Consider the following 11535-nt stretch of genomic DNA (forward strand, 5'->3'; position numbering starts at 1 on the left):
GCCCTGTTCATCGTGCCGCCACCGGCTCCACGCGCACCGCTCTCCCGTGAGCCACGTCACGTGCCTAGACTCGCGAGCATGCGGATCTCGGTGATCGGGCTGGGCTATCTCGGTGCCGTCCATGCGGCGGCGCTCGCCGCGTCGGGGCACGACGTCGTCGGCGTGGACGTCGATCCGGAGAAGGTCGGCGCCCTGGCGCTCGGCAAGGCCCCCTTCTTCGAGCCCGGCTTCGACGGCCTCCTCGCCGACGTCATCCGGAGCGGCCGCCTGGAGGTGGGCACGGACGTGGGTGCGATCGCCGGCTGCGCGGTGCACTTCGTGTGCGTGGGCACCCCGCAGGCCGCCGGGTCGCCCGCCGCCGACCTGCGGTTCGTGGACGCGGCCGTGGACTCGTTGCTGCCGCACCTGGGCGCCGGTGACGTCGTGGTGGGCAAGTCGACCGTCCCGGTGGGAACGGCGGGGCGGCTCGCCGACGTCGTCGCGGCCGCCGCGCCGGGCGCCGTGCTGGCGTGGAACCCGGAGTTCCTGCGCGAGGGGCACGCGGTGGACGACACGCTGCACCCGGACCGGATCGTGTACGGCGTGCCCGGGGGCGCGGCGGGGGAGCGGGCCACCCGTCTCCTCGACGAGGTGTACGCGATCCCGCTCGCGGAGGGGATGCCGCGGATCGTGACCGACTACCCGACGGCGGAGCTGGTCAAGGTCGCGGCGAACTCGTTCCTGGCCACGAAGATCTCGTTCATCAACGCGATGGCCGAGCTGTGCGAGGTCGCCGGCGGCGACGTGACCCAGCTCGCGGACGCCATCGGGCACGACGCACGGATCGGGCGCCGGTTCCTCAACGCCGGTCTCGGGTTCGGCGGCGGTTGCCTGCCCAAGGACATCCGCGCGTTCACCGCCCGTGCCGAGGAGCTGGGTGCGGGTGAGGCGGTGGCGTTCCTCGGGGAGGTCGACCGCATCAACAACCGGCGGCGCTCCCGCATGGTCGAGCTGACCGCCGAGGTGCTCGGCGGGTCGGTCACCGGCCGCCGCGTGGCGGTGCTGGGCGCGGCGTTCAAGCCGGAGAGCGACGACGTCCGTGACTCGCCCGCCCTGGACGTCGCGACCCGGCTGGCCGAGGCGGGCGCCGACGTCGTGGTCACCGATCCGCAGGCCGTGCCGACCGCTCGTCGGCGTGCGCCGCAGCTGGCCTGCACCGAGGACCTCGACGAGGCGCTGCGCGGCGCCGACGTGGTCCTGCTGCTGACCGAGTGGCGCCAGTTCCGGGATCTCGACCCCGTGCGGACGGGGGAGCTCGTGGCCCACCGGACGGTGCTCGACGGCCGCCAGGCGCTGGATCGGGCTGTCTGGGAGGCGGCCGGCTGGCGTTACCGGGCGCTGGGCCGCGCCTGACCGGTCACGCCCGGGTGATCTGCTCCGAGGCGACGAGCCGCTCGAGCCGGGCACCGTCCGCGGTCAGCTCACGGGCCGTGGCGGCCGAGGTGAGCACGACGGAACCGCCACGAGCCCACACGTCGACGGCCGCGCCGAGCACCGTGTGCACCGAGCCCGCACCCCGGACGAGCGTGCGCCCCGCGGACTCGTCACCGGCACCGCTCGCCGCACCGCCGGCCGGTGCCCGCCCACCCGGCAGCGCGGCGAGCGGTGCCGGGCGACCGGCGGCGGGGTCGAACCCGATGGCGTCGCCGTAGGTCATGACCGCGGCGGCGGCGTCGATCGCCTCGGGCGGGAGCTCGCCGTCGAACCGGCGGGCCAGCGCCGGCAGCGCGACGGCGACGAGCTCGGCGGTCGACCCGTCCCAGTCCGCGGGCCGGGAGGTCACCACCACGTCGGCCCCGTCCGTCTCCGCGCCGTCCGTTTCGGGGTCGCGCAGCACCACCGTCGCACCGCACCGTGCGGCCGCCAGCGCCCAGACCGCCTGGCGCCAGCCGACGGGCAGGTCGACGACGACGTCGGTGCCCGGCCCGGCGTCGAACTCCTCGACGAGCAGGTTCACGGTCTTGGCGACCCAGTTGCCCAGGACAGCCCCGGACAGCTCGATGCGTTCTCCGCCGTCCCCGTACCAGGTCAGAGCCGGTCGACCGCCCGTGGCGACGAGGCGGTCGAGGAGGTCGGTGACGGTGCTCGGTGGGGTGCTCACGGCGTCAGCCTACGAGCCGCAAGGCCCCCGGATTCACCTCAAGGGCACCTCAGACAGTTGTGAACACGCCGTGCAGTTTGGCGACTTAGCACATTTCGGCTTGACGCCCTGGAAAGACACGCGTGTAATTCCAGGTATGCAGTTTCCGACAGAACGGCATGGAGGGGCACGCCATGTGGAACTTGCTCGACGGGGACGAGGTCTTCCCGTCTGACGTAATGAGCGAGCCGGACCGGGTCGCACCGGTCCTGCCGCTGTTCGGCCAGGACGTCGTCGAGGACGACGCGACCCTGCTGGGGTGGCAGGAACGAGCTCTGTGCGCCCAGACCGACCCGGAAGCATTCTTTCCTGAGAAGGGCGGGTCGACGCGCGAGGCCAAGAAGGTCTGCGCCTCCTGCGAGGTCCGGGCCGAGTGCCTGGACTATGCGCTCGAGAACGACGAGAGGTTCGGGATCTGGGGCGGGCTGTCGGAGAGGGAGCGTCGCAAGCTGAAGCGGCGCGCCGTCTGACGGATATCCCACGCGGTCCGCCCTGCGCGCCGCATCATGGCGGACAGGATGACTGCTCCGCACCTGACCCAGGCACCCACGCACGACGAGGACGCGCCGCACGGCACGGCCCTCGACCCGGCGACGTCCCAGGCCGGGTTCGGCCGGGTCGCGGTCACCGTCACGACGGTGGTCGTCACCCAGGGCCGGACCCCGTTCCTGCAGGCGACGCTCGACGCCGTCGCCGCGCAGGACCGCGCGCCGGAGGACGTCGTCGTCGTCGACGTCGACACGACCGAGTCCACGGCCGGTCACACCGACCTGCGCATGGGCGGGCGCCGGTTCGTCGGCGGCGCCGGCGCCCGGACGCTCGGTGAGGCGGTCGACCGCGCCCTCGCCGTGGCCGACCTCCCGCCCTCCACCTGGCTGTGGATCCTGCACGACGACTCGGTGCCCGCCCCCGACGCCCTCGGCCGCCTGCTGCGCGCGGTCGAGCACTCGGCCGCCGTCGCCGTCGCGGGGTGCAAGCAGCGCCGGTGGCAGGTCGACGACGACGGGCACGCACCCGCGCCGGACCCCGCGCGCCCCGGGCTGCTCGTCGAGGTCGGCTACACCGTCTCGCCCCTGGGGCGTCGCATGACGGGTGTCGACGACACGGAGATCGACCAGGGCCAGCACGACGCGCGCGAGGACGTCCTGGCCGTGGGGCTCGCCGGCGCGCTGGTGCGGCGCGGCGTGTGGACCGCCCTGGGCGGCACCGACCCCGAGCTCGGCCGGTTCGGCGACAGCCTCGATCTCTGCCGCCGTGCCCGCCTGGCCGGGCACCGCGTCGTGGTCGTGCCCGACGCCGTCGTCCACCATGCGCAGGCGTCCTTGCGTGGCTTGCGCGGCCTGCGCGGCCACCGTGTGCCCGCAGGGTCCGGGGCGTCCGCTGCGTCCGCGTACGCGCGGCGACGCAGCCAGCTGTACGCGCGCCTGGTCGGTGTCCCGCTGCCGCTGCTGCCCGTCGCGGCCGTGGCGATGCTGGTCTGGGCGCCGTTCGCCGCCGCCTACCGACTCGCCCTCAAACGCCCCGCACAGGCCCGGGACGAGCTCCTCGCCCCGGTCGTCACCGTCCTGCGGGTGGTGCCCTGGGTCCGCGGACGACGACGTGCCGCACGGACGCGCACCCAGCCGCGCCGGGTCCTGCGTCCCCTCCAGGCGGGCTGGCGGCAGGTGGCCGCCGAGCGCCGCGACGCGCGTCTCGCCCGCGCCGAGGCCCAGCGCGTCGTCTGGCAGCCGAGCGACCTGGAGCGCACCGAGCTGCGCGGGCTGGCCCGCCGGCGTCGGACGGCGCTCGCGACGGTCCTCCTCGCCGCCGTCGCCGTGGCCGCCGCCGCGTTCGGTCCCTGGCAGGGCGTCCTGGCCGACGGCGGCCGCGTCGTCGGCGGCGCGCTGCTGCCGGCGCCGGCCGACCTCGCCACGGCGGCCGAGGCCGCCACCTCCGGCTGGGTGCGGGACGGTCTCGGGACCGGCGCCCCTGCCGACCCGCTGCTGCTCGTCCTCACGCTCCTGACCGCTGTCGCCGGCGGCAGCACCCAGGTCGCGGTCAACGTCCTGATCGTCGCGGCGCTGCCGCTCGCGGCGCTGGGCGGCTGGTTCGCGGCCGGGACGGTGACCCGTTCCGTGTGGGCGCGCGCAGCCGCCGCGCTGGTCTGGACCGCCGCCCCAGGGTTCCTGGAGAGCCTCGGTACCGGGCGGGTCGGGGCGCTGCTCGCGCACCTGACCCTGCCGTGGGTGGTCGTCGCGGTCGCCCGCGCCGTCGGCGCCCACGCCCGCGACACGGTCGGTCCGCCCGCCACCCGGCGCGGCTCGCTGGGTGCCGCCGCTGCCGCCGGCCTGCTCCTCGCCGTCGCCGTCTGCGCGGCGCCTGTCCTGCTGCCGGTGGCGAGCGTCGCCGTCGTCGGCGCGATCGCGGTCACGTGGCGGCACTGGCGGCGCCTGCTCCTCGTGCTCCTGCCGGCCGTCGTCGTCCCGCTGCCCTTCTGGTGGCACGCCGTGGCGACCTGGTCGGACGGCGGGTGGCGGCCGCTCCTCGCGGAGCCCGGGGTACCGGTCCCGACCCCCTCGCCGCACGGGCTCATGCTGCTGCTCGGCCACCCGACGGCACCGACGCCGTGGCTGTCGGGACTCGTGCCGGCCGACGGCCCGCTGGCCCTCGTGCTGGCGGCCGGCCCGTGGCTCCTGGGCGCCGGGGTGCTCGTGCTCGCGGTCGTCGGCCTGCTCGCGCGCCGCCGGGTGGTGGCCTCCCGGCTGGGCGTCGCGCTCGCCGTGGTCGGACTCGTCGCGGCGCTGCTGGCGGCCGGGACGACGGTCGCCTCCGGTGAGACGCCCGGAGGGGTGGGTGCCGCCGTCCACGGCTGGCCCGGAGCGGGACTGTCCGTGCTGCTGCTCGGCCTCGGTCTCGCGGCGCTCGCGGCCACGCCCGCCCCCGGAGCGGGCCGCCCCCGGCGGATCGGGGTCGGCGCGCTCGCCGCCGTGGCGCTCGTCCTGCCGGTCGCCGGCCTGGCCGTGTGGTGGCAGGACGAGGCGCGGGGCGCCGCCGTGGCCGACCTGCAGGTCACCGCCGATCCCGTCGTCCCCGCCGTCGGGCAGCAGATGCAGGCCCCGCCGCGGGCCGCCCGGGTGCTGCAGCTCGACCGCGCCGACGGCATCGTCGACTACACGCTGCTGCACGCGGACGGCTCCAGCCTGCTCGACTCGTCCGTCGTCGTCCGGGCCCGGGACGCAGGGCTCGCACCCGGGCCGGCCCGCGACGACGTCGCCGGGCTGGACGAGCTCGTCGCGCAGGTGGCCGTCGGCCGCGCCCCCGACCTCGCTCCCCGGCTCGCCGCCCTGGGCGTCGGCGCCGTCCAGCTGCCGCCGGGCGGCGACCCCGAGCTCGTCACCACGCTCGACCTGGTCCCCGGGCTGGCCCGGGTGACGGAGGACGACGTGCTCCTGTGGCGGGTCGGGCCCGACGACGCGCCGCCACCGGGTTGGGCGTCGGTGCTCGACGCGCTGCCCGACGACGGCGCCACCGGGTCCCCGACCCGCACCCTCGCGGCGGACGGCACCGCGGTCGACGACCAGGTCGAGGAGGGCTCCGAGGACCGCGTCCTCGTGCTCGCCGAGACGGCGGGCTCGCCGTGGCGGGCCACCCTGGACGGCCGCCGGCTCACCGCGGTCGAGGCGGACGGTCGCCAGGCCTTCGAGCTGGGCGGTGACGCCGGGCAGGTCGCCGTGGCCTACGAGGCGTCCTCCCGGCCGCCCTGGTTCGCCCTGGCCGGCCTGGTGCTCGTCTCCTACGTGCTCCTCGCGCTCCCCGTCGGCCGCCGGAGGCTCCGGTGACCCGGCTCGCGCGCGCAGGGCGCGCGACCGTGGCCGTGGTCTCGGGCCTCGCCGTCGTCGGGGTGCTCGGTGCGACCGCCGCCGTCGGCGACCAGTGGGTGGGCCGCTGGACCGGCGCGACGCAGGCCGCGCTGGACGCCGGCACGCGGGAGGTCCCCGTCGAGCCCGCCGAGCTGCCGGAGGTCTGCCCGCCGCCGGTCCGGCTCCCCGACGGTGCCGACGTCGGCGACGACCAGTTCGACGCCGCGCCGGTACGCACCCGGACCACGTTGGGCGCGGCCGTCGCCGGTGCCACCGAGCTGCCGGGCCTGACCGCGCTCGACGGCTCAGGGGAGGATTCCCTCACCGAGGGCACCGGTGCGGCGGTGGCGTCCGGACCGGTCGACGGGGTGCGGGTGCTGCGCGCCCAGCCCTCGGCGGTCGACCCGCTCCGGGCCTCTGCCGCGGTGGCCTCGCTGACGACGGCCGGGGACCTGCGCGGGCTCGCTGCCGCCTCCTGCGCGACGCCCAGCACCTCCCACTGGCTGGTGGGCGGCAGCAGCGAGGTCGGGGCCAGCGCGCTCCTCGCCGTGCAGAACCCCAGCCCCCGTCCGGCGTCGGTCGCGCTCGAGGTGTTCGGCCCGTCCGGGCGGGTCGCCGTGGGCGGGCAGTCGGCCTTCACCGTGGCACCGGGGGAGCAGGTCGTCACGCGCCTCGACTCCCTCGCCCCCGAGCAGCGGCGCCTCGCGGTGCACGTGCGGGCCACCGGTGCACGGGTGACGACGTCGCTGCAGAGCCAGGGCATCGACGGGCTGGTCCCGGCGGGGACCGACCTCGTCGAGGCAGGTGCGGCCCCCACCACGACCCTGGCCGTCAGCGGGGTGCTGAGCCGCGGCGAGGCGACGGACGACGACCATGCCGCGACCATGTGGCTGCTGGCCCCCGACGAGCCCGGCGCCGCCGACGTGCGCGTCTACGGTCCCGACGGACGGGTGACCCTGCGCGGTGCCGAGGAGGTTCCGCTGGCCGCCGGCGACGTCGTCGGCGTCCCGTTGGGCGGCCTCGAACCGGGTGCCTACACCGTCGTCGTGGACGCCGACGTCCCCGTGGTCGGGGCCGCGCGCTTCGCCGTGCCCGGCGCGCTGGGCGAGGACGCCGTCGTCGAGGGCACGCCGTTCGACGTGGCGTGGAGCGCGGGCCGGGCGGTCGGTGCACCGGACGAACCGGCGTCGGGACAGGTCGCGCTGCCCGGTGGCGCCGACGGCGCGACCCTCGTGCTCGCCGGTGTCCCGGCGGACCGCGGGGCCGACGACGCGCCGGACGGCGAGGTGGTCGCCACCGTCCGCGGCCTGGGCGAGGACGGCGCGGTCGCCGCCGAGCGGGAGGTCACGGTGCCGGTCGGCGGGACGGTCGAGCTCCCCGCCGCGGACGTCGGTGCCGTCACCGCGGTCACCGTGGACACCGAGGCGACCGGTGACGCGTCCCTGGCCTGGTCCGTCCGTCTCACAGCGGCGGACGCCGCGGACACGGCGGACGCGCTCGTCGCGACGCTCGACCCGACACCCACGGTGGTCGCCCCGGGCAGCGTCGCGGTGCGTCGCATCGACGCATGGTGACCGGGCCCTCGACCCGGTCTCGCGTCCCGCCGGTTCAGTGCCCCCCGAACCGAGGGTCGATCTCCTCCGGCGTCCGGGCCAGCAGGTGCGCGACCTGCTCCACGACCACCTCGTGCACCAGGACCGCGAGGTCCTCGCCGTCCAGGGCACGCGACTCGACCGGCCGCCGGTAGACGACGATCCGCGCCGGCTGGCCCGCCTCCGCGGGGAAGAGCCGGCCCAGCTGGACGCCGCCCGACTCCCACGGTGCCGGGTCCGACGGCGGCACGTCCTCCACGGCGAGCTCGGTGCCGCTCACGGCCGGCCACGACCGCTCCACCCGGGCGAGGGCGTCCAGCACCAGGTCGTCGAACCGCTCGGCGCGGGTCCGGGAGGCGGGGGCTCCCGGCGGGAGCAGCGGGCCGCGCAGGCCCCGGCCTCGGCGGTCGCGACGGCGCTGCCCACGAGGGGCGGGGGAGTCGCGCGGAGGCGTCAGGTCGAAGCTGCTCACGGTCCGAGCGTATCCACGACCGGCGCGCCTGGAGCGGGCGACGCTCCTGGCCACGTATTCTCCCCGCGTGAGATCGACCAGGCAGTGCTCGCGCACGGCATGCACGGAAGCTGCTGTGGCGACCCTCACCTACGTCTACGCGGACTCCACCGCGGTGCTCGGTCCCCTCGCGCAGCACGCCGAGCCCCACAGCTACGACCTGTGCTCCGTGCACGCCGGACGGCTCACCGCGCCCCGCGGCTGGGAGGTCGTCCGGCTGCAGCCCGAGTTCGCCGTGCCGCCGCCGTCGAAGGACGACCTCTCGGCGCTCGCGGAGGCCGTGCGGGAGGCAGGGCGCGGGCGCCGGACCGATGCGGCGCCGTCGGCGGGAGAACCGGACAACGTCACCGAGACCGCCCGTCGGGGCCACCTGCGTGTGCTGCGCGCCGAACCGGACTGAGGTTCAGGGCACCCACGCGCACACGACGTGACCCTCGCCGGAGACCCGCAGGGCGCCCGCGTCGTGCGGCACGAACACCGAGGAGCCCCGCGACAGGGGGGTCGGCCGCGGTACGGCGGCGGCGTGCAGCTCGACCTGGCCGGCCAGGCACAGCACGACGCGCGGTCCGGAGTCCGGCAGGTCGGCACCCGCGGTGACGCCGACGTCGGCGAGGGTGAGCGCGAACTCGGTCACCGGTGCGCGGTAGGTGTGCACGCCCTGCTGCGCGCCGGACGTGCTGCGCTCCGGGACCGCGGGTGGTCGCGGGACGAACGACGCGCACTCCAGCAGCGCCGCGGTGTCGATCCGCTTCGTGGTGAGCCCGGCGCGCAGCACGTTGTCGCTCGAGGCCATGACCTCGACCGCCAGGCCCGACAGGTACGCGTGCACCTCGCCCGGCGGCAGGAACAGGGCCTCGCCCGGGTCGAGCGTGACCCGGTTGAGCAGGAGCGAGGCCAGCGCACCGGGGTCGCCCGGATGCTGGTCGGCGAGCGCCAGGACCGTGGCGTCCGCCCGGGCCGACGGCGAACCCGACCTCAGGCGGTCGCGCACCGCCTCGACGGTGGCCGCCACCGCGTCGGGGCACTCCTGCGAGGAGCGGGCGGCCAGGAGATGCGTGAAGGCCGTGCGCACGCCGGTAGGGGAGCGGTCTGCCTCCAGGGCCGCGCGCATCTGTGCGACCAGCGGACCGTCGAGCCCTGCGAGCAGGTCCAGGACCGTGCGCGGCGTGCGGAACCCGGCGAGGCCGTCGAACTCGGTGAGCGCGACGACCATCTCGGGCTTGTGCTGGTCGTCGTGGAACGAGCGCTCCGGTGCACCCGGGGCGAGACCGAGCCGGTTCTCCCGGTTGTATCCGGCACGGGCCAGGTGCGGCCTGGGGTGTACCTGGAGGGACAGTGCGCGGTCCGCGGCGAGGACCTTGAGCAGGAAGGGCAGCCGCGGGCCGAACCGGTCGGAGACCCGCCGGCCGAGCATCGCGTCGGGCGCGGACCGGACGAGCTCGTCCAGCGGGACCCCGCCCGCACGGCTCGGCGCGCTGGGATGGGCGCCGAGCCAGAGCTCGGCCACGGGCCGGCCGTCGGCCGCCGTGCCGAGCAACGAGGGGATGCGGGTGGCCGAGCCCCAGTCGTAGCGCCGCAGCGGGTTGTCGAGCGGGTGCAGCGCGGTCACGGGCTCAGCCAACCACAGGAGCACGGCGTCGGAGGGGTGAAGCGTGCTCGACGCCGCCCCTCGACGGGCGGCATGACCACGGCTGCGCCGTAGGCTGTCCGGTGTGACCGATCTTTCGAGCATCATCAAGGCCTACGACGTGCGGGGCGTGGTCCCGCAGGAGCTCTCGCCGGCGGTGGCGCGGGCGATCGGTGAGGCGTTCGCGGCGGCGGTGGTGGTGCCCGAGGGCGGGTCGCGGGTGGTGGTGGGTCATGACATGCGTGACTCGGGTCCGGGTCTGGTCGAGGCGTTCGCCGAGGGTGTGACGTCGCGGGGCGTGGACGTGGTGCGGATCGGGCTGTGCTCGACCGACGGGCTGTACTTCGCGTCGGGGTCGTTGGACGCGGCGGGTGCGATGTTCACCGCCTCGCACAACCCGGCGCGGTACAACGGGATCAAGCTGTGCCGGCCCGGGGCGCGTCCGGTCGGGCAGGACACGGGCTTGGCGCGGGTGCGTGAGCTGGCCGAGGGCCTCCTCGACGCCGGTGCTGCGGGTGACGGTGCCGGTCCGGTGGAGCCGGGCGCGGTGAGCGACGTCGATCTGCTGGGTGAGTACGCGGCGTTCCTGCGGTCCCTGGTGGACGTTTCGGGCGTGCGGCCGTTGAAGGTGGTGGTCGACGCCGGCAACGGCATGGCGGGCCTGACGGTCCCGGCGGTGCTGGGCACCGCGGCGGGGCTGGCCGAGCTGCCGCTGCAGATCGTGCCGTTGTACTTCGAGCTGGACGGCACGTTCCCGAACCACGAGGCGAACCCGCTCGAGCCGGCGAACCTGGTCGACCTGCAGGCCGCGGTCGTGGCGCACGAGGCCGACGTCGGGCTGGCGTTCGACGGGGACGCCGACCGCTGCTTCGTGGTCGACGAGCGAGGCGGCGCGGTCTCGCCGTCGGCGGTCACGGCCCTGGTCGGGATGCGTGAGGTCGCCCGCGAGCAGGCCGCGGGACGCACCGCGACGATCATCCACAACCTCATCACCTCCCGCGCCGTGCCGGACCTGCTCGGCGCCACCGACGCGCACCTGGTGCGCACCAGGGTGGGGCACTCGTTCATCAAGACCGAGATGGCCACCCACGACGCCGTGTTCGGCGGTGAGCACTCCGCGCACTACTACTTCCGCGACTTCTGGTTCGCCGACACCGGCATGCTCGCCGCCCTGCACGTCCTGGCCGCCCTCGGCGAGCAGCCCCACCCGCTGTCCGCGCTGGCCGAGATGTACACCCCCTACAGCGCCTCGGGAGAGATCAACTCCACCGTCACCGACGCCGCGACGGTGGTCGAGCGTGTCCGCGAGGCCTACACCCGCGCCTACCCCGACGCGGTCGTGGACACCCTGGACGGGATGACCATCTCCCACTGGGACGGCCAGCACCCCCAGTGGTGGTTCAACCTGCGCGCCTCCAACACCGAGCCCCTGCTCCGCCTCAACGTGGAGGCAGCCGACGACGACATCATGACCAAGCTGCGCGACGACGTCCTGTCGCTCGTGCGGGAGGAGAAGGACGCATGAGCGAGACCGACACGCCGTGGATGGACCCGTGGGTGCGCTCGGTGCTGCGCTGCCCGGTGACGGGCGCGGAACTCGTCGACGCGTTCGGCGCCGACGGCGAGCCCGAGCTGCACTCCACCGACACCGAGCGTCCGCTCGCCTACCCGGTCAGGGCCGGCATCCCGGTGCTGCTGGAGACCGAGGCGCGGGCGCTCTGAAGAGTCCTCGTGACCCCCAGGTGAACCGTAGGTGCCCGCCGAGCAAACAGTGGTTGGCAACTCGC

General features: G+C 75.8%; 10 protein-coding genes. 7 read left to right on the plus strand and 3 right to left on the minus strand.

The genetic code is table 11. The features are described from left to right. The first annotated feature begins 78 nt into the window (after positions 1-78). On the plus strand, positions 79-1392 hold the full coding sequence (locus tag BCL65_RS10530) for a UDP-glucose dehydrogenase family protein (protein ID WP_106267768.1): 1314 nt from the start codon (positions 79-81) through the stop codon (positions 1390-1392). Positions 1393-1396: 4 nt separating this feature from the next. Here the strand turns inward: BCL65_RS10530 and BCL65_RS10535 are convergent, their stop codons facing one another. After that, the gene (locus BCL65_RS10535) at positions 1397-2140 is read right to left on the minus strand and encodes a TIGR03089 family protein (RefSeq protein ID WP_106267770.1); all 744 of its coding nucleotides are present in this window, start codon (positions 2138-2140) and stop codon (positions 1397-1399) included. A 173-nt stretch (positions 2141-2313) separates the two neighbouring features. Here BCL65_RS10535 and BCL65_RS18450 point away from each other — a divergent pair, with 173 nt between their 5' ends. From BCL65_RS18450 to BCL65_RS10550, 3 genes are read left to right on the plus strand one after another with little or no spacing between them, the layout of a single operon-like run. Further along, on the plus strand, positions 2314-2649 hold the full coding sequence (locus tag BCL65_RS18450) for a WhiB family transcriptional regulator (RefSeq protein WP_106267861.1): 336 nt from the start codon (positions 2314-2316) through the stop codon (positions 2647-2649). A gap of 48 nt (positions 2650-2697) precedes the next feature. Continuing rightward, positions 2698-5997: a glycosyltransferase gene (locus tag BCL65_RS10545; protein WP_165799985.1), complete on the plus strand. Its 3300-nt coding sequence runs from the start codon at positions 2698-2700 to the stop codon at positions 5995-5997. Further along, the gene (locus tag BCL65_RS10550) at positions 5994-7592 is read left to right on the plus strand and encodes a DUF5719 family protein (protein WP_106267774.1); all 1599 of its coding nucleotides are present in this window, start codon (positions 5994-5996) and stop codon (positions 7590-7592) included. Before BCL65_RS10545 ends, BCL65_RS10550 begins: the two co-directional genes overlap by 4 nt. Before the next feature lie 34 nt (positions 7593-7626). Here BCL65_RS10550 and BCL65_RS10555 read toward each other — a convergent pair whose 3' ends face one another. After that, on the minus strand, positions 7627-8082 hold the full coding sequence (locus tag BCL65_RS10555; RefSeq protein ID WP_106267776.1) for a metallopeptidase family protein: 456 nt from the start codon (positions 8080-8082) through the stop codon (positions 7627-7629). Between the two features lie 67 nt (positions 8083-8149). Here BCL65_RS10555 and BCL65_RS10560 point away from each other — a divergent pair, with 67 nt between their 5' ends. Next, the gene (locus tag BCL65_RS10560; RefSeq protein WP_106267778.1) at positions 8150-8521 is read left to right on the plus strand and encodes a DUF3499 domain-containing protein; all 372 of its coding nucleotides are present in this window, start codon (positions 8150-8152) and stop codon (positions 8519-8521) included. Between the two features lie 3 nt (positions 8522-8524). On the opposite strand, the gene manA is transcribed toward BCL65_RS10560, so the two are convergent. Continuing rightward, entirely contained in the window at positions 8525-9730 is a 1206-nt protein-coding gene (manA, locus tag BCL65_RS10565) for a mannose-6-phosphate isomerase, class I (protein ID WP_243400986.1), read from the minus strand. A gap of 94 nt (positions 9731-9824) precedes the next feature. On the opposite strand from manA, the gene BCL65_RS10570 reads away from it, so the two are divergent. Together BCL65_RS10570 and BCL65_RS10575 are read left to right on the plus strand one after the other, a co-directional pair. Then, positions 9825-11273, plus strand: a complete 1449-nt coding sequence (locus tag BCL65_RS10570; protein ID WP_106267782.1) for a phosphomannomutase/phosphoglucomutase — start codon at positions 9825-9827, stop codon at positions 11271-11273. Beyond that, on the plus strand, positions 11270-11470 hold the full coding sequence (locus tag BCL65_RS10575; protein ID WP_106267783.1) for a Trm112 family protein: 201 nt from the start codon (positions 11270-11272) through the stop codon (positions 11468-11470). Before BCL65_RS10570 ends, BCL65_RS10575 begins: the two co-directional genes overlap by 4 nt. Positions 11471-11535: the final 65 nt, after the last annotated feature.

Origin of the sequence: Isoptericola halotolerans, assembly GCF_003003075.1 — a bacterium.
Lineage (GTDB): Bacteria > Actinomycetota > Actinomycetes > Actinomycetales > Cellulomonadaceae > Isoptericola > Isoptericola halotolerans_A.

Coding starts and splice junctions, on each gene's coding strand:
- BCL65_RS10530 (WP_106267768.1), top strand. CDS start 79: ATGCGGATCTCGGTGATCGGGCTGGGCTATCTCGGTGCCGTCCATGCG.
- BCL65_RS18450 (WP_106267861.1), top strand. CDS start 2,314: ATGTGGAACTTGCTCGACGGGGACGAGGTCTTCCCGTCTGACGTAATG.
- BCL65_RS10545 (WP_165799985.1), top strand. CDS start 2,698: ATGACTGCTCCGCACCTGACCCAGGCACCCACGCACGACGAGGACGCG.
- BCL65_RS10575 (WP_106267783.1), top strand. CDS start 11,270: ATGAGCGAGACCGACACGCCGTGGATGGACCCGTGGGTGCGCTCGGTG.